Genomic DNA, 24,504 nt, shown 5'->3' on the forward strand with positions numbered 1-24,504 from the left:
GGCCCGGGGGGGGGCGGGGCGCTGGGGGTGGTTGGGGGGGGGGGGGGCCCCGGCCCGCGGGGGGGGGCGGGGGGCAAAACCCGCCCCCCGGCCCCCGCCTGCGTCGCACCCCGAGCGTCCCGGAGCGGTCCCTTTCAGATGTCCCGGAAGATCTCGATCTGCGCCCCGATCGAGTTCAGCCGCTCCGCGAGGTCCTCGTAACCGCGGTTGATGACGTACACGTTGCGCAGTACCGACGTGCCCTCGGCGGCCATCATCGCCAGGAGGACGACCACGGCGGGGCGCAGGGCGGGCGGGCACATCATCTCGGCGGCGCGCCAGCGGGTCGGGCCCTCGACCAGGACGCGGTGGGGGTCCAGGAGCTGGAGGCGGCCGCCGAGGCGGTTCAGGTCGGTGAGGTAGATGGCGCGGTTGTCGTAGACCCAGTCGTGGATGAGGGTCTGGCCCTGGGCGGAGGCGGCGATGGCCGCGAAGAAGGGGACGTTGTCGATGTTCAGGCCCGGGAAGGGCATCGGGTGGATCTTGTCGATGGGCGCCTCCAGCTTGGAGGGGCGCACCGTCAGGTCCACCAGGCGGGTGCGGCCGTTGTCGGCGAAGTACTCCGGGGTGCGGTCGTGGTCGAGGCCCATCTCCTCCAGGACCGCCAGCTCGATCTCCAGGAACTCGATCGGGACCCGGCGCACCGTCAGTTCCGACTCCGTGACCACGGCGGCGGCCAGCAGGCTCATCGCCTCTACCGGGTCCTCGGAGGGGGAGTAGTCCACGTCGGCGTCGATGACCGGCATGCCGTGGACGGTGAGGGTGGTGGTGCCGATGCCTTCCACGCGGACGCCCAGGGCCTCCAGGAAGAAGCAGAGGTCCTGGACCATGTAGTTGGACGAGGCGTTGCGGATGACGGTGACGCCGTCGTGGCGCGCGGCGGCCAGCAGCGCGTTCTCCGTGACCGTGTCGCCGCGTTCGGTCAGGACGATGGGGCGGTCCGGGCGCACCGTGCGGTCGACCACCGCGTGGTAGTGGCCCTCGGTCGCCGCGACGTCCAGGCCGAACCGGCGCAGCGCGATCATGTGCGGCTCGATGGTCCGGGTGCCGAGGTCGCAGCCGCCGGCGTAGGGCAGCCGGAAGCGCTCCATGCGGTGCAGCAGCGGGCCGAGGAACATGATGATGGAGCGGGTGCGGACGGCCGCCTCGGCGTCGATGGCCTCCATGTCCAGCTCGGCCGGCGGCACGATCTCCAGGTCGGTGCCGTCGTTGATCCAGCGGGTGCGCACGCCGATGGAGTTGAGCACCTCCAGGAGGCGGTAGACCTCCTCGATGCGGGCGACCCGGCGCAGCACCGTGCGCCCCTTGTTGAGCAGCGAGGCGCACAGCAGGGCCACGCAGGCGTTCTTGCTGGTCTTGACGTCGATGGCGCCGGACAGGCGACGGCCGCCGACCACGCGCAGGTGCATCGGACCCGCGTAGCCCAGGGAGACGATCTCGCTGTCCAGCGCTTCGCCGATCCGGGCGATCATCTCAAGGCTGATGTTCTGGTTGCCGCGTTCGATGCGGTTGACGGCGCTCTGGCTGGTGTTGAGCGCCTCCGCGAGCTGTGACTGCGTCCAGCCGCGGTGCTGCCGGGCGTCACGGATGAGCCTGCCGATGCGTACGAGGTAGTCGTCTGCCATGAGGTTGAGGCTATCTCAGATATGAGATGGCACCTCTCGGGGGGTCCGTTCGGGTGACGCGGCGTCAAGGAACCCCCGGTGACGGCTCAGCGGCGTCGGCTCGTCGTGGTGCGACGCCAGCCGAAAGGTCCCGGCAAATCCATCGATGTCGTACGACGTCCGGTGCTGCTGCGGGTGTGGCGCGGGCCGCTGCGGCCTCCGGTCGTGATGGACCACGAGCGTTTGTTGATGTTCAGCCGCACTCCGGGGAGGATCCGGAAACTCTTGCGGAACGTGAGCGGCATCGTGCCCCCTTCCGTGTCGTGCCGGGTCGGTCCGGCGTGCATCGGATACCCCCGTTCGGCTTAGTGATGGCCGCACGGGTCACCCGGAGTGGGGCGCACGCCACACGGCGCCCGGACATGACCGGACCGCCCCCATGTACTAGAGTTATCTCGACATCGAGATATCTGCCGAGGCGTGCCGCAGCCACACGCCGCTGTCGATCCGACGGTAAGGGTTACCTAACTTAGCCTTACCTTAGCGGATCGGCCAGGAGGGCGTGGCGGCAGGATGCGGTGGTACGCGCACATGAATGAAGGAGACTGTCGTGTCGGCGAACAGCTTCGACGCCCGCAGCACACTGCAGGTGGGCGACGAGTCGTACGAGATCTTCCGGCTGGACAAGGTCGAGGGCTCCGCGCGCCTTCCCTACAGCCTGAAGGTGCTGCTGGAGAACCTGCTCCGCACCGAGGACGGCGCGAACATCACCGCCGACCACATCCGCGCCCTCGGCGGCTGGGACTCGCAGGCCCAGCCGTCGCAGGAGATCCAGTTCACGCCGGCCCGCGTGATCATGCAGGACTTCACCGGCGTGCCCTGTGTCGTCGACCTCGCCACCATGCGTGAGGCCGTCAAGGAGCTGGGCGGCGACCCGAACAAGATCAACCCGCTCTCCCCGGCCGAGATGGTCATCGACCACTCCGTCATCGCGGACAAGTTCGGCACCAACGACGCCTTCCAGCAGAACGTCGACCTGGAGTACGGCCGCAACAAGGAGCGCTACCAGTTCCTGCGCTGGGGCCAGACCGCCTTCGACGACTTCAAGGTCGTCCCCCCGGGCACCGGCATCGTCCACCAGGTGAACATCGAGCACCTGGCCCGCGTCGTCATGACCCGTGACGGCAAGGCCTACCCCGACACGCTGGTCGGCACCGACTCGCACACCACCATGGTCAACGGCCTCGGCGTCCTCGGCTGGGGCGTCGGCGGCATCGAGGCCGAGGCCGCGATGCTCGGCCAGCCGGTCTCCATGCTCATCCCGCGCGTCGTCGGCTTCAAGCTCACCGGCGAGCTGACCCCCGGCACCACCGCCACCGACCTGGTGCTCACGATCACCGAGATGCTGCGCAAGCACGGCGTGGTCGGCAAGTTCGTCGAGTTCTACGGCGAGGGCGTGGCCGCCACCAGCCTCGCCAACCGCGCCACCATCGGCAACATGTCGCCGGAGTTCGGCTCCACCGCCGCGATCTTCCCGGTCGACGACGAGACGCTGAACTACATGCGCCTGACCGGCCGCTCCCAGCAGCAGGTCGCGCTGGTCGAGGCGTACGCCAAGGAGCAGGGCCTCTGGCTGGACCCGCAGGCCGAGCCGGACTTCTCCGAGAAGCTGGAGCTGGACCTCTCCACGGTCGTCCCCTCCATCGCCGGCCCGAAGCGCCCGCAGGACCGCATCGTCCTCGCCAACGCCGCCCAGCAGTTCAAGTCGGACGTCCTCAACTACGTGGACGTCGTGGACGAGGCGGGCAAGGAGTCCTTCCCGGCCTCCGACTCCCCGGCCGTCACCCCGAACGGCGCCCCGTCCAACCCGGTCCGCGTGACCGCCCCCGACGGCACCTCGTACGAGCTGGACCACGGTGCGGTGACGGTCGCGGCCATCACCTCCTGCACCAACACCTCCAACCCGTACGTCATGGTCGCCGCCGCCCTGGTGGCCAAGAAGGCGGTCGAGAAGGGCCTGACCCGCAAGCCGTGGGTCAAGACCACCCTCGCCCCGGGCTCCAAGGTCGTCACCGACTACTTCGAGAAGGCGGGCCTGACCCCCTACCTCGACAAGGTTGGCTTCAACCTGGTCGGCTACGGCTGCACCACCTGCATCGGCAACTCCGGCCCGCTGCCGGACGAGGTCTCCAAGGCCGTCAACGACCACGACCTCGCCGTCACCTCGGTGCTCTCCGGCAACCGCAACTTCGAGGGCCGGATCAACCCCGACGTCAAGATGAACTACCTGGCGTCCCCGCCGCTGGTCGTCGCCTACGCCCTCGCGGGTTCGATGAAGGTCGACGTCACCAAGGACTCCCTCGGCGCCGACCAGGACGGCAACCCGGTCTTCCTCAAGGACATCTGGCCCTCCGAGGCCGAGGTCAACGACGTCGTCGCCAACGCCATCGGCGAGGACATGTTCTCCAAGTCCTACAGCGACGTCTTCGCGGGCGACGCCCAGTGGCAGGCGCTGTCCATCCCGACCGGCGACACCTTCGAGTGGGACGGCGAGTCCACCTACGTGCGCAAGCCCCCGTACTTCGAGGGCATGGGCATGGAGCCGGCCCCGGTCGAGGACATCTCCGGCGCCCGGGTGCTGGCCAAGCTGGGCGACTCGGTGACCACGGACCACATCTCGCCCGCCGGCGCCATCAAGGCCGACACCCCGGCCGGCAAGTACCTCACGGAGCACGGCGTCGAGCGCCGCGACTTCAACAGCTACGGCTCGCGCCGCGGCAACCACGAGATCATGATCCGCGGCACCTTCGCCAACATCCGCCTGCGCAACCAGATCGCGCCGGGCACCGAGGGCGGCTACACCCGCGACTTCACCCAGGCCGACGGGCCGGTGTCGTTCATCTACGACGCCTCCCGCAACTACATCGAGCAGGACATCCCGCTCGTCGTCCTGGCCGGCAAGGAGTACGGCTCCGGCTCGTCCCGCGACTGGGCCGCCAAGGGCACCGCGCTGCTCGGCGTCAAGGCCGTCGTCGCCGAGTCCTACGAGCGCATCCACCGCTCGAACCTCATCGGGATGGGCGTCCTGCCGCTGCAGTTCCCCGAGGGCCAGACCGCCGAGTCCCTCGGCCTGACCGGCGAGGAGGCCTTCTCCGTCTCCGGCGTGACCGAGCTGAACGAGGGCACCACCCCGCGCACGGTGAAGGTCACCACCGACACCGGCGTCGAGTTCGACGCGGTCGTCCGCATCGACACTCCCGGCGAGGCGGACTACTACCGCAACGGCGGCATCCTGCAGTACGTGCTGCGCAGCCTGATCCGCAAGTAGCAGCCGACGGCGTACGAAGGTGGAGGGTCGCATCCCCGGGAACGGGGGTGCGGCCCTCGCCGCGTCACGGCGCCGGCACCACGGCGGCCAGCCACTCCAGCCGGCGCCGCATGTGCACCGCCTCCCCGGCCTCGCACACCGTGCCGCGCAGCCCCACGATGTACTTCTCCTCCGTCGCCGCCGACACGGCGCCGACGGAGGTGGCGAAGTACGATGACGACCACAGGGTGGGCATCCGCGACTTCAGGTGCGGGAACTCCTCGCGCAGGACGCCGGATGTGAAGCCCTTGAACTGGTTCGCCACGTACGAGGCCGACGACTTCGCGCTCGTCGGCTCGGACCAGAACAGCGAGCCGCCCGCGTAACCCCGCTCGATCTGGCCCATCACCGGGTGCACGCCGCCTCGTCCGGCAGCCAGGCCGGGTCGATGGCGTCGGTCGTGCCGTCAGGCGACCGCCCCGCCCGTGCCGCGCGCGCCGGCGATGTAGTCGGAGCGGCCGGAACCGTCATAGACCGTGAGGTCCACGTACGCGCCGTCCGGAATGCTGAAGTTCTTGACCGTCATGTCCACGGTGGCCGAGGTGCCCGGCGCCGAGTACGTGCCCAGGTCGTGGTAGGAACCGCCCCATGAGTAGCCGATCGCCACATAGAACCCGTCGCCGTCGTTCTTGGTGTCGTAGACCCACAGCTTCTCGCCGTCGGGGTGGAACTCGACCTTGCCGATGAACCAGCCCGCGTCGTTCAGCTCCATCTTGACGGCCGTGCCGCCCGCGTCGTGCGCGAAGTAGGTGCCGTCGAACGGGTCGCCGAGGCTGCCGCCGCTGCACGGGCAGCCGCTCGTCTGGCGGTAGTACGTCGAGACGTCGGGGTCCGGGCTGTAGGCCTGGGCCGGCGCGGCGGTCGCGAAGAGAGCCCCCGCCGCCAGCAGTGCGCCCGTGACCAGGCCCGTGACGCGCTTGCCGATGGATGTCCGCATGTGCTCCCCCTGACGATGCGTGACGCGCCCCGGCGGCCGCCGACGGCGCCCGCTCATCCTGGTGCATACGCCGGCTCAGGGGAATGGGGCGGACGAGCGGGCGGCGGATTCCGGCCGAAGCCCGAACCCGCCGCCCGCCCGCCTGCCCGTCCGCCCGTCCGCCCGTTCGTTCGTGCGTTCGTGCGTTCGTCGGCCGGGTGTGCCGACTACGCCAGCAGTTCCACCTCCGCCAGCGTGTGCGCGCCGTCCAGCACCAGGCGGTACTTGGCGTACGAGCCCGGCGACTTCACGGAGAACGCCCGCGTCTGCCGGTCCCAGGCGAAGGACTCGCCGGAGCGCTCGTCCAGCGTCCGCCAGGTGGTGCCGTCGGCCGAGCCCTGGAGCTTCCAGCCGGCCGGGGCCTTGGTGCGGTCCGCCGAGGAGGTGAGCGTGTACTGGACCGCCTTGGCGCCCTCGCCGGACACGGGCAGGTCCACCGATGTCACGCTCGCGTCCGTCGCCGAGGTGTTGTCGAACAGCGCGCCCTGGCCCGTGATCGCGTCGGTGCGCGGGGTCGGCACGTCGTCGTCCTTGGTGATCGACGGCGGTGCCGCGTTCTCGCCCGTGCCCCACGAGGAGGGCTTCGCGCCCATGTCGAACTCCAGGACACCGCCCTTCGCGATCAGCGAGTGGGGGAGCGAAGTGGAGTTCCAGCGCTTGCCGTTGACCTTCAGGCCCTGCACATAGACGTTCTTCGTGCTGTTCTTGGGCGCCTTGACGACCAGCTTGCGGCCGTTCTCCAGGTGCACCGTCGCCTTCTTGAACAGCGGGGACCCGACGGCGTACTCGCCACTGCCCATCACCAGGGGGTAGAAGCCGAGCGAGGAGAAGAGGAACCAGGCCGACTGCTCGCCGTTGTCCTCGTCGCCGTGGTAGCCCTGGCCGATGTCGCTGCCGGTGTACAGCCGCTGGAGCACCTCGCGGATGTTCTTCTGCGTCTTGTACGGCTGCCCGGCCGCGTCGTACATGTACAGGGCGTGGTGGGCGACCTGGTTGGAGTGCCCGTACATGCCCATGCGGACGTCCCGGGCCTCGACCATCTCGTGGATGACGCCGTTGTAGGAGCCCTTCAGGTCCGGGGAGGCCGTCTCCGGGGTGGAGAGGTACTCGTCGAGCTTGTCGCCGAGGCCGTCCCGGCCGCCGTACAGGTTGGCCAGGCCCCGGCTGTCCTGCGGGGCGGTGAAGGCGTAGCCCCAGCCGTTGGTCTCGGTGTAGTCGTAGCCCCACACGCGCGGGTCGTACTTCTCGGAGTCCACGCGCCAGTTGCCCTTGTTGTCCTTGCCCTGGAAGAAGCCCGCCTTCGAGTCGAAGAGGTTGACGTAGTCCTGGGCGCGGTTGAGGAAGTACGCGGACTCCTCCTTGTACCGCTTCTCGCCGGTCTCCTTGTAGAGCTTCTCGCCCATCTTCGCGATGCCGTAGTCGTTGAGGTAGCCCTCAAGCGACCAGGACAGGCCCTCGTGCGTCTCGGTGCCCGCGTAGCCGAGGAACGGCGAGGTCTCCATGCCCTTGCGGCCCACGCCGGAGGACGGCGGCACCACGGTGGCGTTCTTGACCGCCGCGTCGTACGCCGCCTTCGCGTCGAAGTCGACGCCCTTGACGTAGGCGTCGGCGAAGGCCACGTCGGAGGAGGTGCCGGTCATCAGGTCCGCGTAGCCGGGGGAGGACCAGCGCGAGGTCCAGCCGCCGTCCTTGTACTGCTGCACGAAGCCGTCGACCAGCTCACCGGCCTGGGACGGGGTGAGGAAGGAGTACGCGGGCCAGGCGGTCCGGTACGTGTCCCAGAAGCCGTTGTTGACGTAGACCTTGCCGTCCACGATCTTGGCGCCGGTCTCGGTCGGCGTGTTCTCCTTGACCGCCTTGGAGAACGGGGAGGCGTACTTGTACGTCCCGTCGACCTTCTCGTGTCCCGCGTTCGGGTACAGGTACAGCCGGTAGAGGCCGGAGTACAGCGTGGTCAGCTGGTCCTGCGTGGCGCCCTCGACCTCGACCTTGCCGAGGATCCGGTCCCACTGCTTCCGGGCGTCCCGCTTGACCTTGTCGAAGGAGGCCCGCTTCGGGATCTCCTGGCGCAGGTTGTCCTTCGCCTGGTCCACGCTGATCAGCGAGGTGGCGATGCGCATCGTCACGGAGTGGTCCCGGCCGGCGTCGAAGCGCAGGTGGCCCTTGACGCCGCTGGAGTCGCCGCCGGTGACCAAGCTGTCGAACTCGCCGTAGACGAAGAGGCGGGTGGCACCGGCGGAGCCGCCGGACTTGACGTCCGAGTAGCCGGTGAAGGTGCCGTTCTCCTTGTCCAGGGTCAGGCCGGCCTGGTCGTTGACGTTGTCGAAGATGACGCTCGCGTCGTCACCGGGGTAGGTGAAGCGCATCATCGCCGCGTGGTCGGTCGGCGTCATCTCGGCCTTGACGCCGTTCTCGAACCGCACGCCGTAGTAGTACGGCCGGGCGGTCTCGTTCTCGTGCCGGAAGGCCAGCTCGCGGGCGTCCCGGCCGGTGTCCGGGGTGCCGGAGGCGGCCGAGGGCATCACCTGGAAGGTCTGCCGGTCACCCATCCACGGGCTCGGCTCGTGGCTCGCGGAGAACGCCTGCACGGTGGGCAGGTTGTCGTCGTTGTTGCCGCTGGCGTACTCGTAGATCCAGCTGAGCGAACCGGCGTTGGTCACCGGCGTCCAGAAGTTGAAGCCGTGCGGCACGGCGGTCGCGGGGAAGTTGTTGCCGCGCGAGAAGCTGCCGCTGGAGTTGGTGCCGCGGGTGGTGAGCGCGTAGTCGGACAGGTGGGCCTTGGGACGCTCGGGCCTGGCCCGCTCGATCGCCACGTCGTCCAGCCAGCCGCGGAACTTCGCCGGGCCCTTGGGGGAGTCGTACGCGATCAGGATGCGGTCGACGGTCTTGCCGGCCGCGACCGAACCGATCCCGGACTTCACGCTGTTCCACTGGTTCACGTAGAGGATCTTGGCGTCGCCCTGACCGCGCGGCGTCAGCGGGAACCCGTGCTGGTCGGTGGCCTTGAGGTCGCTCAGGTAGGTGCCGTCGGTGAAGGCGAGGTCGACGGAGACGTTCGTGGCGTCGTAGTCGAGGTCGCCGTCGGCCATCGACGGGAAGATCTTGTAGGACAGCTCGCTGCGCCGGTCGACCTTGACGTTCACGTCGAAGACCTTGTTGTACGAGTAGCCCCGGCCGTCCGCGGTGTGCCGGCCCGCGTAGCGCAGCGCGTGCTTGCCGGTGAACCCGGCGTTCGCCTTCGCGGTCGGCGAGCCCACCGGGCCCTCGTCGACGAAGGAGAGCATGTCCTCGGGTGTGGGGACCTCGGTGTCGCTGGTGGCCAGCTGCACGTCGGCGAGCTGGAGCGCGTCACCGGCCCCGTTGTTCTTGGTGATCTCCAGCCGGAAGTGCTGGTACTCGGCGCTCTCGGCGAGTTCGTAGGTCTTGGTCTGGAAGCGCCCGTCGAAGTGCTCCCCGGAGCGGGTGTCCAGCGTCTGCCAGGTCTCGCCGTCCGCCGAGCCCTTCAGCGTCCAGTCCAGCGGATCGCGCTCTTCGTGGTCGTTGGCCGAGGTGAGCGCGTACTTGGCGATCTTCGTCGGTGCGTCGAGGTCGAACTCGACCCAGCCGGTCGGCGCGAAGGTGAGCCACTTGGTGGCCGGCTCGTTGTCGACGAGGTTCTCCTTCACCTCCCGGCCGCCCGTGTTCTCGGCGCTCGCGCGCACGCCGGTGACGTGCTCCGTGACGTTGCCGGGTATGCCGGTGCTGTACCCGCCGTCCACACCGGAGGCCCGCTTGCCGCCGTCCCGGTCGGTGTCCACGGTGTCGGTCCAGTCCGGAACCGGGTCGTCCGCTTCGAAGGACGACGCGAACTCCCGGTCGGCCCTGGCGGGGGCGTCCGGCAGTGCGACCGCCGCTCCCTGTGAACCCACCGCCAAGGCGAAGGCGGTCGTCATGACGACCGCCGGACCCCATCTGTGCCGAACTCTGTACTGCATGTCCTGGCCACCCTCCCTGCGCGTGGGACAACGTTGTCAAATCAACTGCGCAAGGACCAGTAGGGGTCAAGTGGCATGTGATGTCAAGGGTGTTGGATGTGGCGTTCGGGGCTTATGGCAGGGATTCCCCCGGCATGCGGTGCACAGGCCACTCATATTTCCGGGAGGTCTCAACTCGGAAAAGACGTACCGTGAACCTTGCATTCGATCTTGCTCCGCCAAGTGAAAGTGGACTATACCTGTCGGCACTCCGGGGCATCTTCACCGCACCCGACCTTGTACGGCCGCATTTCCTGCACGACCCAGCTTGACCCGAACGCGGTGCCGGGGAGGATCCGGTTCACCGCCTGAGTCCTGGAGAAGGCGAGGACTTGAGCATGGGATCCACCACCGGCGTGGGCCATCACGATCTGATCAGGCGGAGCGCGACCGCCGCTCCCGCCCCGGCGACTGTTGTGCCGGCATCGCTCGGCTGATTATCGGCGCCGCACCGCGGCTCCGAGACGACGGCGACAACGCCGCACACGCAGCACACCCGGACAGAACCAATCGATCAGTGAGGATGCAAAGATGACCATTCGTGCCGGCTCTCTTGACAGGCGGACGCTTCTGCGCGGGGCCATCGCCACCGCGGCGATGGGCTCGTTCGCGGTCGCGTGCAGCTCTCCCTCCAGCGAGGACGGCGACGGCGGCGGCGGCCCGAAGGGCGAGAAGAGCGCCAACAACCCGTTCGGTGCCGCCGCGAACTCCTCGGTCGAAGCGGCCATCTTCGACGGCGGCTATGGCACCGACTACGTCGACTACACCAACCAGGTGCTCGGCAGCCAGGTGAAGGGTCTCAAGGTCGAGGTCAAGCCGGTCGTCGACATCGCCCCCCAGCTCCAGCCCCGCTTCGTCGGCGGCAACCCGCCGGACCTCATCGACAACTCCGGTGAGGACCAGATCGGCTTCCTCGGCATCCTCGACCAGCTGGAGGAGCTCGACGACCTCTTCGAGGCCAACACCTACGAGGGCAAGAAGATCGCCGACATCGTCTACCCCGGCGTCAAGGAACCCGGCACGTACAACGGCAAGTTCGTCGCGCTCCGGTACGTGATGACGGTGTACGGCGTCTGGTACTCGAAGACGCTCTTCGAGGAGAACGGCTGGACCCCGCCGAAGACCTGGGACGAGGCGCTCGACCTCGGCCAGCAGGCGAAGAAGAAGGGCAAGTACCTCTTCGTCCACGGCAAGGAAGCCGCGACCTACTACCAGACGATGCTGTTCGCCTCGGCGATCAAGGAGGGCGGTGACGAGGTCCGGCTCGCGCTCGGCAACCTCGAGAAGGGCTCCTGGTCGCATCCGGCCGTCCAGGGGGTCCTCAAGGTCATGGAGACCATGGTCAAGGAGAAGATGTTCGTCCCCGGCGGCTCCGGCACCCAGTTCCAGAAGGCGCAGGCGATCTGGAGCAACGACCAGAAGGCGCTGCTCTACCCGTCCGGTGGCTGGATCGAGAACGAGATGAAGAAGGCCACCAAGAAGGACTTCCAGATGACCGGCTTCCCGGAGATGACGCTCACGGACAAGCCGAAGCTGCCCTACGAGTCGCTCCACGCCGCGGCGGGCGAACCGTTCATCGTGCCCAAGCAGGGCAAGAACCCGGCAGGCGGCAAGGAAGTGCTGCGGGCGATGCTGTCCGAGAAGGCGGCCGCCAACTTCGCCAAGACGAAGCTGGCCCCGACGGTGGTCAAGGGCACCGTGCCCGCCGACGGCTTCGGATCGGCCGCCCTCGTCTCCCAGACGGCGATGCTCGAGGCCGCGGGCGACAACATCTACGACATGAGGAGGTTCGTCGAGGCCTACGGTCTGAACACCGACCAGCTGGTGCCGTGGAACTCGTTCCTCTCCGGTGACCTCGACCGCAAGGGCCTCACCGCGGCCCTGCAGAAGATCTCCGACAAGGTCCGGGACGACGACTCCATCGACAAGATCAAGATCAGCTAGTACATCGATGAAAGACAACATCACCACCTCCGGCGCCGCGAGCCGTCGGCCCGAGCCGGCCGCTCGCGGCGGGCGGCCACGGCGCCGCAAGCTCACGTTCGACCGGGTGACGTTCTTCCTCGCGTTCCTCGGTGTCCCGCTGGCCATCTTCGTGATCTTCGTTCTGATCCCGTTCGGCCAGGCGATCTTCTGGGCGATGACCGACTGGCGCGGCTTCAGCCCGGACTACAACTTCGTCGGCCTCGACAACTTCACGAAGATGTTCCAGGACGACATCTTCCTGAAGGCCTTGCGCAACGTCGCACTCCTCGCGGCCTTCGTGCCGCTGGTGACGCTGACGCTGGCCCTCGGGGTCGCCGTGGCCATCACCCTGGGCGGGCCCAGCAAGGGCCCCGTCCGAGGGATCCGGGGAGCGTCGTTCTACCGGATCATCTCGTTCTTCCCCTACGTCGTGCCGGCGATCATCGTCGGTCTGATCTGGGCGCAGATGTACGACCCGAACGCCGGCCTGCTCAACGGCGTCCTCACCGGCCTCGGCCTCGACCGGTTCGAGTCGTTCGCGTGGCTGGGCGAGAAGGCCGCCGCGATGCCGGCCGTGATGTTCGTCATCGTCTGGGGGCTCGTCGGATTCTACGCGGTGCTCTTCATCGCCGCGATCAAGGGCGTTCCCGGTGAGCTGTACGAGGCGGCGAAGATCGACGGGGCCGGCCGGTTCCGCACCACGATCTCGATCACCCTGCCGGCGATCCGGGACAGCGTGCAGACGGCGTACATCTACCTGGGCATCGCCGCCCTCGACGCCTTCGTCTACGTCCAGGCGATGGTGCCGAACGGCGGCCCGGACAACTCGACCCTGACCATCAGCCAGCGTCTGTTCAACGTCGCTTTCGCCAAGCAGCAGTTCGGCTACGCCACCGCGATGGGCGTCGTCCTCGCCGCCGTCACCCTCGTGTTCGCGGCGCTGGTGTTCCTCGTCAACCGCCTCACGGGCGGCGGCGAGGGCGAGAGCAAGAGGAAAGCACCTGGGTCCAGGGCTCGGCGTGCCGCAGCCAAGGGAGGTGCCCGGTGAGCGTCATCGCCGCCGACCGCAAGCCGGCCAGTGACCGGAAACCGGCGAGCGACCGCAGGCTGACGAGGGCCGCCGCGAGCAGCGACCGCAGATTCGCGGCGATCTCGCACGCCCTGCTGATCCTGTGGTCCGTGATCGTGATCGTGCCCATGCTGTGGGTGCTGATGTCGTCGTTCAAATCGACCGGCGAGATCCTTTCGTCGCCGTTCTCGCTGCCGGATCACTGGCGCTTCGAGAACTACGCGAACGCGTGGACCGACGCGAACATCGGGAAGTACTTCCTGAATTCCGTGATCGTCGTGGTCTCGGCCCTGATCCTGGTGATGCTGCTCGGCGCGATGTGTGCCTACGTGCTCGCCCGGTTCGAGTTCCCCGGGCGCCGGCTGATCTACTACGTGATGCTCGCCGGCCTGACTTTCCCGGTTTTCCTGGCGATCGTTCCGCTCTTCTTCCAGTTGCAGAACTTCGGGCTGCTGAACACACGTCCCGGACTGATCCTCACCTATGTCGCGTTCGCGCTGCCGTTCACGATGTTCTTCCTCTATTCGTTCTTCCGGTCGCTGCCGCACGACGTGTACGAGGCCGCGCTGATCGACGGTGCCGGGGACTGGCGGGCGTTCTTCCAGGTGATGCTGCCGATGGCCCGTCCGGGCATGGCGGCGGTGGCGATCTTCAACTTCCTGGGCCTGTGGAACCAGTTCCTGCTGCCGGTGGCGCTCAACACCGACCAGGACAAGTGGGTCCTCACTCAGGGCATGGCCGCCTACGCGTCCTCGCAGGTCTACGACATCGACTACGGCGCGCTGTTCGCGGCGATCGTGGTCACGGTGGTGCCCGTACTCCTCGTGTACTGCGTCTTCCAGCGGCGGATCGCCGGTTCGGTGTCGCAGGGCACCTTCCGCTGACGCCCACCGCGGCTTCACCCGTCGTGCGCAGGGGTCCGTCCCCGGAGAGACAGCTCTCCGGGGACGGACCCCTGCGGCGTACCACCCGCGGCCGGCCGTGGACACGGCCTGGAACCGATTTCTTTCAAGGGCTTGACGCCACTGGGCGAATCAGCGGAGTTTGGGGTTCATAACTTGTACAAGGTCCGCATCGCACCGGGTGACGCGGACCCAGGGGATGAGGGTGAGAGTCAATGGAGACTCCCGGGTCGCAGTCGTCGCTGCACCGCGCCAACCTGGAGCGCGTCGTACGGGCGGTACGGCTCGCCGGTTCGCTCACGCAGGCGGAGATCGCGAGGACGACGGGCCTGTCCGCGGCCACGGTCTCGAACATCGTCCGGGAACTGAAGGAGGGCGGGACCGTCGAGGTCACGCCCACCTCGGCGGGCGGCCGCCGGGCCCGCAGCGTCTCGCTGAGCGGGGACGCCGGCATCGTCATCGGCGTGGACTTCGGCCACACCCACCTGCGGGTCGCCATCGGCAACCTCGCCCACCAGGTGCTCGCCGAGGAGTCCGAGCCGCTGGACGTCGACGCCTCCTCGGACCAGGGCTTCGACCGGGCGGAACAGCTGGTCAGCCGGCTGATCGCGGCCACCGGCGTGGACCGGGCCAAGATCGCCGGGGTGGGCCTGGGCGTGCCGGGCCCGATCGACGTGGAGTCCGGGACGCTGGGCTCGACCGCCATCCTGCCCGGCTGGGGCGGCATCCGGCCCGCCGAGGAGCTGCGGGGGCGGCTCGGCGTGCCGGTGCACGTGGACAACGACGCCAACCTCGGTGCCCTGGGCGAGCTGGTCTGGGGCAGCGGCCGGGGGGTGCGGGACCTGGCGTACATCAAGGTCGCCAGCGGTGTCGGCGCCGGGCTGGTGATCAACGGGAAGATCTATCGCGGACCGGGCGGCACAGCGGGCGAAATCGGGCATATCACCCTGGATGAGGCCGGTCCCGTCTGCCGGTGCGGAAACCGGGGTTGCCTGGAGACCTTCGCCGCAGCACGCTATGTGCTTCCGCTCCTCCAGCCCAGCCACGGCACCGATCTGACGATGGAGGGCGTCGTGCGGCTGGCGCGGGACGGTGACCCCGGTTGCCGTCGGGTGATCGCCGACGTCGGCCGCCACATCGGCAGTGGAGTCGCCAACCTCTGCAACCTGCTCAACCCGAGCCGCGTCGTCCTCGGCGGCGATCTCGCCGAGGCCGGCGAGCTGGTGCTCGGGCCGATAAGAGAGTCCGTCGGGCGTTACGCCATCCCCAGCGCGGCGCGGCAACTCTCCGTGCTCCCCGGGGCCCTTGGCGGCCGTGCGGAGGTGCTCGGGGCCCTCGCCCTCGCCCTCAGCGAGATGGGCGATTCGACGCTCTTGGACGGGTCTGCGACCGGCGCTCTGCCGGCGGCCACGCCTGCCTTCACTTAGAGCACGGATGGCACCGTTGTCATCTCGTTAAGGATTTACTTCTTGACGTCGCACGTGCGGCCGAGTTGACTTCCAGCCACCTCGGCCGCAACGACGCGGCCTCGTCAGGGAGGTTTGTGAAGTGAACACGCGTATGCGTCGTGCCGCCGTTGCCGTTGCCACCACCGCGATGGCCGTCTCGCTCGCCGCCTGTGGCAGCGCCAAGGAGTCCGACGGCGGCAGCGACTCGTCCGACTCGGCGGCGAAGAAGGGCGACGACATCAAGGTCGGTCTGCTCCTTCCCGAGAACCAGACCGCGCGGTACGAGAAGTTCGACAAGCCCATGATCGAGAAGAAGGTCAAGGAGCTCACGAACAACAAGGGCGAGGTCGTCTACGCCAACGCCAAGCAGGACGCCAGCCTGCAGAACCAGCAGGTCGACACGATGATCACCAACAAGGTCGACGTGATGATCGTCGACGCGGTGGACTACAAGGCCATCGCGGGTTCGGTGAAGAAGGCCCACGACGCCGGTATCAAGGTCGTCGCCTTCGACCGCCTGGCCGAGGGCCCGATCGACGCCTACACCTCGTTCGACAACGTCACCGTCGGCAAGACGCAGGGCGAGGCGCTCCTGAAGGCGCTGGGCGACAAGGCCAAGGACAGCCAGATCGTCATGATGAACGGGTCCTCCACCGACCCGAACGCCGCCCAGTTCAAGGAGGGCGCCCACTCCGTCCTCGACGGCAAGGTGAAGATCGGCCGCGAGTACGACACCAAGGAGTGGAAGCCGGAGAACGCCAACGCCAACATGCAGGCGGCCATCTCCGCGCTCGGCAAGGACAACATCGACGGCGTCTACTCCGCCAACGACGGCATGGCGGGCGGTTCCATCACCGCCCTGAAGCGGGCCGGCATCGCGGACATCCCGGTCACCGGCCAGGACGCGGAACTCGCGGGCGTGCAGCGCATCGTCACCGGTGAGCAGTACATGAGCGTCTTCAAGTCCTACCCGAAGGAGGCCGAGACCGCGGCCGAGATGGCCGTCGCGCTGGCGAAGGGCGAGTCGCTCGACTCCATCGCCAACGACAAGGTCGACAGCGCCACCACCAAGGGCGTCCCCGCGGTCATCGTCCCGGTCGTCTCGCTGACCAAGGACAACATCAAGGAGACCGTCATCAAGGACGGCTTCTACACGATCGACGAGATCTGCACGGACAAGTACAAGGCCGCCTGCGACAAGATCGGCCTCAAGTAAGCGGATCCGCGTCCCGGGCCGGCTGAGCCGTCCGGGACCGGCCGCCCCAGCTCCTCCGGCGCCCCGCACTCATCAGCCCCGCAAGCTAGGCGGGGCGCCGGACGGAACACCCCCCAATCACTTCTGCACAACCTCCCGCCGGGTCAGGCGGCGAAGGAGATGGTTCACGTGTCCGCTACGCCCGTGCTGGCGTTGCGCGGAGTCTCCAAGCGATTCGGTGCCGTCCAGGCGCTCACCGACGTAGAGCTTGAGGTCCACGCCGGTGAGGTGGTCGCCCTGGTGGGCGACAACGGCGCCGGAAAGTCCACGCTGGTCAAGACGATCGCCGGCGTGCACCCCATCGATGAGGGCGCCATCGAGTGGGACGGCAGGTCCGTCTCGATCAACAGGCCGCACGACGCCCAGAGCCTCGGCATCGCGACCGTCTACCAGGACCTCGCGCTGTGCGACAACATCGACGTCGTCGGCAACCTCTACCTGGGCCGGGAGCTCCGCAGGCGCGGCGTCCTGGACGAGGTGGAGATGGAGCGCCGCTCCCGCGAGCTCCTCGACACGCTGTCCATCCGCATCCCGAGCGTCCGCATCCCGATCGCCTCGCTCTCCGGCGGTCAGCGCCAGGTGGTGGCGATCGCCCGGTCCATGCTCGGCGAGCCCAAGCTGGTCATCCTCGACGAGCCCACCGCCGCCCTCGGCGTCGAGCAGACCGCGCAGGTCCTCGACCTCGTGGAGCGGCTGCGTGAACGCGGCCACGCCGTCATCCTCATCAGCCACAACATGGCTGACGTCAAGGCGGTCGCCGACAAGGTCGCCGTCCTGCGCCTCGGGCGCAACAACGGCGTCTTCGAGGTCAAGTCGACCTCGCAGGAAGAGATCATCTCCGCCATCACGGGCGCCACGGAGAACGCCGTGACCCGTCGTGCGGCGCGCACCAATGGGGAGATCAAGAAGTGAGCATCGACAAGACCTCCACCCCCGCCGAGGACCACGCGGTGGAGAACCCCGCCGCGGCCGCCGGCGCGGCCGCCGCGGTCGACCCGCGGCTGCTGGTGCGCGAGCAGGGCTTCGCGGGCTACCTGAGCGAGTTCAAGCGGAAGATGAAGGCCGGTGACCTCGGGTCCATCCCGGTCGTCGTCGGTCTGCTGATCATCTGGGCCATCTTCACCAGCCTGAACTCCAACTTCCTCACGGCCGGCAACTTCTCCGACATGTCGGTCGCCATGGTCGGCACCGGCATGATCGCCGTCGGTATCGTCTTCGTCCTGCTGCTCGGCGAGATCGACCTGTCGGTCGGCTCGGTCAGCGGTGTCGCGGGCGCCACCTTCGCGGTGCTGAGCGTCACGCACGGGATGAACGAGTGGCTCGCCCTGCTGCTGTCCGTCCTCACCGGCACCGCGGCCGGTGCCATCCACGGCTTCGTCTTCGCCCGCATCGGCGTGCCGGCCTTCGCCGTGACGCTGGCCGGACTGCTGTTCTGGCAGGGCTTCATGCTGCAGATCCTGGGCAGCAACGGCACGATCAACCTCGACTCCGAGGGCATCGTCGTCAAGATGACCAGCTACTACTTCAGCGACGTGGCCGCCGCCTACGGCCTGGCGATCGTCGTGACCGCGGGGTACTTCCTCAGCGCGTTCTTCGACAACCGGCGCCGCCAGGCCGCCGGGGTGCCCTCCCGGCCGCTGAGCGAGATCATCGTGCGCACGGTGCTGCTGGCGATCCTGGCGTTCGTCGTGGCGATCGTCTTCAACCAGTACAAGGGCCTGCCGCTGGCCGTGGTGATCTTCCTGGCGTTCCTGCTGCTCACGGACTTCGTCCTGCGCCGCACCGCCTACGGTCGCAAGATCTTCGCCCTCGGTGGCAGCGTCGAGGCGTCCCGCCGCGCCGGCATCAACGTGGAGCTGGTCCGGATCTCGGTCTTCGCGATCGCCGGCGGCTTCGCCGCGATAGGCGGCCTCTTCGTGGCCTCGAAGATCGCCGCCGCCAACCAGGGCGCGGGCACCGGTGAGTTCCTGATGAACGTCATCGCCGCGGCCGTGATCGGCGGCACGTCCCTGTTCGGCGGCCGCGGCCGCACCTGGGACGCGCTGCTCGGTGTGATGGTCATCGTCTCTATCCAGTACGGCCTCGCCCTGGAGGGCATCGCCTCGCCGGTCCAGTACATGATCACCGGTGGCGTACTGCTGGCGACCGTGGTCATCGACGCGATCACCCGCAAGACGCAGAAGACGGCCGGCCGCGCCTAGCAGGCCGCCGCACGGCCGACGACGGTCCGCCCGCCCGCCCAGCTGAGCCCTGGGCCGGCGGGCGGACCGCTTTCCGCGCCGTCGGGGGGAGCGCCGTGCCGTTCTCAGCAGGCGCCGAGGTCCTGCCAGACGCCCCACTGGCCGGTGGTCCCGGGCTCCTCGCCGGTCGTCCACCACTTGGCCTTCCAGGTGTGCCCCTCGTGGGAGACCTGCTGCCCGCCGGTGTAGATCGCGCCCGAGTTCCACGGGGCGGCCGTGCACTGGCTGCCGTTGCCGCCGGTGACGGTCAGCGCGTACGTGGTGCTGTGGCTGCCGGACGGGGTCGTGCCGGTGACCGTGACGGAGTACGTGCCCGAGACGGCCTGGTCGGTGGTGGCGAGGGTGAGCGTCGACTGCCCGCCCGCCGTGACCGAGGCGGGACTGAAGGACGCGGTGACGCCCGCCGGGACCCCGCTCGCCCTGAGCTGCACCGTCTCCGCGTCGCCGGTCTTCACCACGGTCTTCACCGTGGTGGTGGCCGAGGCGCCCGCGGTCACCGTGCCGGAGGCCGGGGTGGCGGAGAGGGAGAAGTCGTTCTCCGGGGCCGTGCTGCCGCCGGTGAACGGCGCGAAGATGTGCGAGAAGTCCCAGGTGTTCTGCTGGATGCCCGAGCAGTTGTCGGCCGCGCCGCCGCCCGCGCAGCTCCCGTTGTCCCGCTGGAGCGCCCAGAAGGAGAGGGTGTTGATGCCCTGGTCCAGGGCCCAGTCGTAGACCGTGCGGGCGTTGTCCAGGGTGAAGGTCTCCGCCGGTCCGAAGTCGTCGACGCCGATCATCTCGATGACGCCGATCATGTGCCACAGCTCCGCCGAGGACCTGTCCGGGTAGAGCCGGGCCAGCACGTCGTGCAGACCCTGGGTCGCCGTCTGGGTGTCCCGGGCCATGTCGTGGGGCTGGTTGTCGTAGTAGTCGAACGTCATGAGGTTCACGACGTCGACCTTGGTGCCGTTCGCCACGGCGTTCTCGAGCAGGGCGACGCCGTTGCTCGCCAGGCCGCGGGTGGTGGTGGGCAGGGTGTAGGAGATCTCGATGTCGCGGCCGTTGTCGGCGGCCCAGTCCTGGACCAGCTTGATGGCCTTGTTGCGGCGGTCGATGCCCGCGGTGTTGTCCAGCGCGTCGATCTCGATGTCCATGTCGAGCCGGGAGACGTCGTAGGTCGTGATGACCTTCTCGTAGGCCGCGGCGATCTGCTGGACGTCGGTGCAGCTGTCGGCGATCTCGGTGCCGGTGGTGTCGGCCGTGTAGCCGCCGAACGACGGGATGACGTCGCCCCCGTTCGCCTGGATGGTGTCGAAGTCGGCGCCGAAGGTCGACTGGGCGATCGGCATCGACGTGTCGCCGTTCCAGTACGGCGTGCAGGAACCCGGGGTCGCCGTCTGGAGGAAGGCCATGGTGAGGTGCTTGGCACCCGACTGGGCGGCCAGCGCGGCCGGGCTCTCGCCGGTCCAGGCCTCGAAGTACGGCGCGAAGACCCGGTCCGGCAGCGGGGTCGCCGCCTGGGCCGCGCCGGTGCCGGACAGGGCGAGGCCCACCGCGGCCACGGTGGTGGCGGCCGCGGTGAGGGCCGCCCGGATGGAACGCATGCGTCTCATGTCAGTCCCGGTGTGTGTGGGGTGGAACGTCGATTCCGGTGCTGTGCCGGGGTGTTGCCGGGTACGGGGATATCGCCGGAGCGACCGGGGACGCAATGGTCTGGACCAGAATGGGACTAGACCAATTCGCGGGGCCGGGCGCCACCCGGCCTGCACACCGTGCGCCCCGTGGACTGGACCACCCGGGTAAAGGTGTCCCCAAGCCGGACGCCGGGGTGCCCGAGGGCGCGGGCCGGGAAGAGGTAGAACGGCCCGCCCATGGGTAGGGCCGAACGCGTGACGTACGACGCACCGCCCGGACACGTTCCGCCGGAGCGGAACATTAGACTCGACGAGCCCGGCAACAGCTCTACTGCAAGGAGGCACGGGTGCCGCTGCTGACCCGCATCACGGGACCGCGCGATCTGGACCGGCTCAGCCTGGAAGAGCTGACTCAGCTGGCCGAGGAGATCCGTACCTTCCTCGTCGACGCCGTGTCCAAGACCGGCGGCCACCTCGGCCCCAACCTCGGCGTGGTGGAACTCACCCTCGCTCTGCACCGGGTCTTCGAATCGCCGAAGGACAAGGTGCTCTGGGACACGGGCCACCAGTCCTACGTGCACAAGCTGCTCACCGGCCGCCAGGACTTCTCCCGGCTGAAGATGAAGGGCGGCCTGTCCGGCTACCCCGCACAGGCCGAGTCCGAGCACGACGTCATCGAGAACAGCCACGCCTCCACGGTCCTCGGCTGGGCCGACGGCATCGCCAAGGCCAACCAGGTCATGGAGCGCGACGACCACGTCGTCGCCGTCATCGGCGACGGCGCCCTGACCGGCGGCATGGCCTGGGAGGCGCTGAACAACATCGCCGCCGCCAAGGACCGCCCCCTGGTCATCGTCGTCAACGACAACGAGCGCTCCTACGCCCCCACCATCGGCGGCCTCGCCAACCACCTGGCGACCCTGCGCACCACCGACGGCTACGAGCGCTTCCTGGCCCGCACCAAGGAGGTCCTGGAGCGCACCCCGGTCGTCGGGCGGCCCCTCTACGACACCCTGCACGGCGCCAAGAAGGGCCTGAAGGACTTCATCGCCCCGCAGGGCATGTTCGAGGACCTCGGTCTCAAGTACGTCGGCCCCATCGACGGCCACGACCTGGAGGCCCTGGAGTCCGCCCTCACCCGCGCCAAGCGCTTCGGCGGCCCGGTGATCGTGCACTGCCTCACCGAGAAGGGCCGCGGCTACCAGCCCGCCCTGGCGGACGAGGCCGACCGCTTCCACGCCGTCGGCAAGATCCACCCCGACACCGGCCTGCCCATCTCCACCTCCGGCGCCGACTGGACCAGCGTCTTCGGCGAGGAGATGCTCAAGCTCGGCAAGGAGCGCGAGGACGTGGTCGCCATCACGGCCGCCATGCTCCAGCCGGTCGGCCTCGACAAGTTCGCCAAGGCCTTCCCCGACCGCGTCTACGACGTCGGCATCGCCGAGCAGCACGGCGCGGTCTCCGCGGCCGGCCTCGCGCACGGCGGCGTCCACCCGGTCTTCGCCGTCTACGCCACCTTCCTCAACCGCGCCTTCGACCAGGTGCTGATGGACGTGGCCCTGCACAAGTGCGGCGTCACCTTCGTGCTGGACCGCGCCGGAGTCACCGGCACCGACGGCGCCTCCCACAACGGCATGTGGGACATGTCGATCCTCCAGGTCGTCCCCGGCCTCAGGCTCGCCGCCCCGCGCGACGCCGACCAGGTCCGCGCCCAGCTGCGCGAGGCCGTCGCGGTGGACGACGCGCCGACCGTGGTCCGCTTCTCCAAGGGCGCCGTCGGCCCCGCCGTCCCCGCCGTCGGCCGCGTCGGCGGCATGGACGTCCTGCGCGCCCCCGGCACCGACACGCCCGACGTCCTCCTGGTCTCCGTCGGCGCCCTCGCGCCGATGTGCCTGGAGGTCGCCGACCTGCTGGACAAGCAGGGCATCTCCACCACCGTGGTCGACCCGCGCTGGGTCAAGCCCGTCGACGAGGCCATGGCCCCGCTCGCCGAGCGCCACCGCGTGGTCGTCACCGTCGAGGACAACTCCCGCGTCGGCGGCGTCGGCTCCGCCGTCGCCCAGGCCCTGCGCGACGCCGGCGTCGACGTACCGCTGCGCGACTTCGGCATCCCGCCGCGCTTCCTCGACCACGCCTCCCGCGCCGAGGTCCTCGCCGAGATCGGGCTCACCGCGCCCGACATCGCGCGCCAGGTCACCGGCCTGGTCGCCAGGCTCGACGGCCGGTACGACCGCACGGGCGCCGAGGTGGACCAGGTGGAGGCCGCGCGCGACTGACCCCGCGCACCGCGGGACCCGCAACCCGGCACTGCGCCGAATGGGCCGGTTCCACCACTCGTTGCAGTGGTGGAACCGGCCCATCCGCGTGAAATCGCCCACGCCGGGGCATACGCAGTACGCCCCCTCTCGATCATGTCGAGGACGACAAGCGTGGGAGGTCCCCGTGAGCAACACCCTGTTCAGGACGAAGAAGATCGAGCAGTCCATCCGTGACACGGAGGAACCGGAGCACGCGCTCAAGAAGTCCCTGTCGGCGCTGGACCTGACCGTCTTCGGTATCGGCGTCGTCATCGGCACCGGCATCTTCGTACTCACCGGCACCGTCGCCAAGGACAACGCCGGGCCCGCCACGGCACTGGCGTTCGTGGTCGCCGGCGTCGTCTGCGCGCTCGCCGCGCTGTGCTACGCCGAGTTCGCCTCCACCGTCCCGGTGGCCGGCTCCGCGTACACCTTCTCCTACGCCTCCCTGGGCGAACTGCCCGCCTGGATCATCGGCTGGGACCTGGTCCTGGAGTTCGCGCTGGGCACGGCGGTGGTGGCCGTCGGCTGGTCGGGCTACATCCGCTCGCTGATGGACAACGCGGGCTGGCACATGCCCGCCGAGCTGGGCGGACGGGACGGCGCGGAGGGCTTCGGCTTCGACATCCTCGCCGCCGCCCTGGTGCTGGTGCTCACCGCCATCCTCGTCCTCGGCATGAAGCTGTCGGCGCGGATCACCTCGCTCGTCGTCGCCATCAAGGTGGCCGTCGTCCTCATCGTGATCATCGCGGGCGCCTTCTTCGTCAAGAGCGCCAACTACGACCCCTTCATTCCGAAGTCGCAGCCCGTCGAGGCGGGCGGGGGACTGCACTCACCACTGATCCAGCTGATGTTCGGCTGGGCCCCGTCCAACTTCGGCGTGATGGGCATCTTCACGGCCGCCTCGGTCGTCTTCTTCGCCTTCATCGGCTTCGACATCGTCGCCACCGCCGCCGAGGAGACCAGGAACCCGCAGCGCGACATGCCCCGCGGCATCCTCGGCTCCCTGATCATCTGCACCCTGCTGTACGTCGGCGTCTCGATCGTCGTCACCGGCATGCAGCACTACACCGAGCTCTCCGTGGACGCCCCGCTCGCCGACGCCTTCAAGGCCACGGGGCATCCCTTCTTCTCCGGGGTGATCAGCTTCGGCGCGGCCGTCGGCCTGACCACGGTCTGCATGATCCTGCTGCTGGGCCAGACCCGCGTGTTCTTCGCGATGAGCCGCGACGGCCTGCTGCCGCGCTTCTTCTCCCACGTCCACCCGAAGTTCCGCACCCCCTACCGGCCGACCATCCTGCTCGGCGTGATCATCGCGATCGTCGCCGGGTTCACCAGCCTCAGCGAGCTGGCCGAGCTGGTGAACATCGGCACGCTCTTCGCCTTCGTCGTCGTCGCGTTCAGCGTGATCATCCTGCGCAGGACCCGGCCCGACCTGCCCCGCGCCTTCCGTACCCCGCTGGTCCCGCTGCTGCCCATCGTGTCCGTGGCGGCCTCGCTGTGGCTGATGCTGAACCTGCCCGCCGAGACCTGGGTCCGGTTCGCGATCTGGATGGCGATCGGCTTCGTCGTGTACTTCCTCTACGGCCGCACCCACAGCCGCCTGGCCCGCGGCGAGGAGACCCCGGCCGACCCGTCCGAGCCGTCCGGCACGTAGCCCCGCCGGGTTGGTCACGGCAGCCCCACCGGGTTCGTCGCGCCGAGGCCCCGCACCAGCGC

15 protein-coding genes and 1 pseudogene are annotated in these 24,504 nt (G+C 68.8%); 10 read left to right on the plus strand and 6 right to left on the minus strand.

Annotated features, from left to right (window positions below; all coding sequences use genetic code 11):
• Positions 1–134: 134 nt before the first annotated feature.
• Together ACFV9J_RS29070 and ACFV9J_RS29075 are read right to left on the minus strand one after the other, a co-directional pair.
• The gene (locus ACFV9J_RS29070) at positions 135–1,664 is read right to left on the minus strand and encodes a UDP-N-acetylglucosamine 1-carboxyvinyltransferase (protein ID WP_109029773.1); all 1,530 of its coding nucleotides are present in this window, start codon (positions 1,662–1,664) and stop codon (positions 135–137) included.
• An 86-nt stretch (positions 1,665–1,750) separates the two neighbouring features.
• Entirely contained in the window at positions 1,751–1,948 is a 198-nt protein-coding gene (locus ACFV9J_RS29075) for a DUF4236 domain-containing protein (RefSeq protein WP_087806664.1), read from the minus strand.
• Positions 1,949–2,253: 305 nt separating this feature from the next.
• Between ACFV9J_RS29075 and acnA the strand changes: the two genes are divergently transcribed.
• Positions 2,254–4,971, plus strand: coding sequence for an aconitate hydratase AcnA (acnA, locus tag ACFV9J_RS29080; RefSeq protein ID WP_385358862.1), 2,718 nt, complete (start codon positions 2,254–2,256; stop codon positions 4,969–4,971).
• Between the two features lie 64 nt (positions 4,972–5,035).
• On the opposite strand, the pseudogene ACFV9J_RS29085 reads toward acnA, so the two are convergent.
• The 3 genes and pseudogenes from ACFV9J_RS29085 to ACFV9J_RS29095 all read right to left on the minus strand — a co-directional run.
• Positions 5,036–5,260 (minus strand): annotated as a pseudogene (locus tag ACFV9J_RS29085) (transposase); the annotation flags it as partial.
• Between the two features lie 156 nt (positions 5,261–5,416).
• Positions 5,417–5,947, minus strand: a complete 531-nt coding sequence (locus ACFV9J_RS29090; protein WP_385358865.1) for a hypothetical protein — start codon at positions 5,945–5,947, stop codon at positions 5,417–5,419.
• A gap of 206 nt (positions 5,948–6,153) precedes the next feature.
• A complete protein-coding gene (locus ACFV9J_RS29095) occupies positions 6,154–9,960 on the minus strand; it encodes a GH92 family glycosyl hydrolase (protein ID WP_385358868.1) in 3,807 nt (1,268 codons plus the stop codon).
• A gap of 570 nt (positions 9,961–10,530) precedes the next feature.
• Here ACFV9J_RS29095 and ngcE point away from each other — a divergent pair.
• From ngcE to ACFV9J_RS29130, 7 genes are all read left to right on the plus strand, one after another.
• Positions 10,531–11,943 carry an N-acetylglucosamine/diacetylchitobiose ABC transporter substrate-binding protein gene (gene ngcE, locus ACFV9J_RS29100; RefSeq protein ID WP_385358871.1) on the plus strand — a complete coding sequence of 471 codons (1,413 nt, stop codon included), beginning with the start codon at positions 10,531–10,533 and terminating at the stop codon, positions 11,941–11,943.
• 7 nt (positions 11,944–11,950) lie between these two features.
• Positions 11,951–13,012 carry a carbohydrate ABC transporter permease gene (locus tag ACFV9J_RS29105; protein ID WP_385358873.1) on the plus strand — a complete coding sequence of 354 codons (1,062 nt, stop codon included), beginning with the start codon at positions 11,951–11,953 and terminating at the stop codon, positions 13,010–13,012.
• Positions 13,009–13,917 carry a carbohydrate ABC transporter permease gene (locus ACFV9J_RS29110; RefSeq protein ID WP_385358875.1) on the plus strand — a complete coding sequence of 303 codons (909 nt, stop codon included), beginning with the start codon at positions 13,009–13,011 and terminating at the stop codon, positions 13,915–13,917. Before ACFV9J_RS29105 ends, ACFV9J_RS29110 begins: the two co-directional genes overlap by 4 nt.
• A 233-nt stretch (positions 13,918–14,150) precedes the next feature.
• The gene (locus ACFV9J_RS29115) at positions 14,151–15,362 is read left to right on the plus strand and encodes an ROK family protein (protein WP_385358878.1); all 1,212 of its coding nucleotides are present in this window, start codon (positions 14,151–14,153) and stop codon (positions 15,360–15,362) included.
• Positions 15,363–15,495: 133 nt separating this feature from the next.
• Complete coding sequence (locus ACFV9J_RS29120; protein ID WP_385358897.1) at positions 15,496–16,599, plus strand: sugar ABC transporter substrate-binding protein; 1,104 nt, start codon at positions 15,496–15,498, stop codon at positions 16,597–16,599.
• A 159-nt stretch (positions 16,600–16,758) separates the two neighbouring features.
• Complete coding sequence (locus tag ACFV9J_RS29125; protein ID WP_328563281.1) at positions 16,759–17,550, plus strand: ATP-binding cassette domain-containing protein; 792 nt, start codon at positions 16,759–16,761, stop codon at positions 17,548–17,550.
• On the plus strand, positions 17,547–18,839 hold the full coding sequence (locus ACFV9J_RS29130) for a sugar ABC transporter permease (protein WP_385358879.1): 1,293 nt from the start codon (positions 17,547–17,549) through the stop codon (positions 18,837–18,839). Before ACFV9J_RS29125 ends, ACFV9J_RS29130 begins: the two co-directional genes overlap by 4 nt.
• Positions 18,840–18,943: 104 nt before the next feature.
• Here ACFV9J_RS29130 and ACFV9J_RS29135 read toward each other — a convergent pair whose 3' ends face one another.
• Positions 18,944–20,467, minus strand: a complete 1,524-nt coding sequence (locus ACFV9J_RS29135) for a glycosyl hydrolase family 18 protein (RefSeq protein ID WP_385358881.1) — start codon at positions 20,465–20,467, stop codon at positions 18,944–18,946.
• Between the two features lie 368 nt (positions 20,468–20,835).
• Between ACFV9J_RS29135 and dxs the strand changes: the two genes are divergently transcribed.
• Positions 20,836–22,764: a 1-deoxy-D-xylulose-5-phosphate synthase gene (dxs, locus tag ACFV9J_RS29140; protein WP_385358884.1), complete on the plus strand. Its 1,929-nt coding sequence runs from the start codon at positions 20,836–20,838 to the stop codon at positions 22,762–22,764.
• A 166-nt stretch (positions 22,765–22,930) separates the two neighbouring features.
• Positions 22,931–24,442: an amino acid permease gene (locus ACFV9J_RS29145; protein WP_385358887.1), complete on the plus strand. Its 1,512-nt coding sequence runs from the start codon at positions 22,931–22,933 to the stop codon at positions 24,440–24,442.
• Positions 24,443–24,504: the final 62 nt, after the last annotated feature.

This window comes from Streptomyces sp. NPDC059906 (assembly GCF_042730645.1).
GTDB lineage: Bacteria > Actinomycetota > Actinomycetes > Streptomycetales > Streptomycetaceae > Streptomyces > Streptomyces rubrogriseus.

Coding starts and splice junctions, on each gene's coding strand:
- ACFV9J_RS29075 (WP_087806664.1), bottom strand. CDS start 1,948: ATGCCGCTCACGTTCCGCAAGAGTTTCCGGATCCTCCCCGGAGTGCGG.
- ACFV9J_RS29125 (WP_328563281.1), top strand. CDS start 16,759: ATGGTTCACGTGTCCGCTACGCCCGTGCTGGCGTTGCGCGGAGTCTCC.
- ACFV9J_RS29090 (WP_385358865.1), bottom strand. CDS start 5,947: ATGCGGACATCCATCGGCAAGCGCGTCACGGGCCTGGTCACGGGCGCA.
- ACFV9J_RS29095 (WP_385358868.1), bottom strand. CDS start 9,960: ATGCAGTACAGAGTTCGGCACAGATGGGGTCCGGCGGTCGTCATGACG.
- ACFV9J_RS29120 (WP_385358897.1), top strand. CDS start 15,496: ATGCGTCGTGCCGCCGTTGCCGTTGCCACCACCGCGATGGCCGTCTCG.
- ngcE (WP_385358871.1), top strand. CDS start 10,531: ATGACCATTCGTGCCGGCTCTCTTGACAGGCGGACGCTTCTGCGCGGG.
- ACFV9J_RS29135 (WP_385358881.1), bottom strand. CDS start 20,467: ATGAGACGCATGCGTTCCATCCGGGCGGCCCTCACCGCGGCCGCCACC.
- ACFV9J_RS29070 (WP_109029773.1), bottom strand. CDS start 1,664: ATGGCAGACGACTACCTCGTACGCATCGGCAGGCTCATCCGTGACGCC.
- ACFV9J_RS29105 (WP_385358873.1), top strand. CDS start 11,951: ATGAAAGACAACATCACCACCTCCGGCGCCGCGAGCCGTCGGCCCGAG.
- ACFV9J_RS29115 (WP_385358878.1), top strand. CDS start 14,151: ATGGAGACTCCCGGGTCGCAGTCGTCGCTGCACCGCGCCAACCTGGAG.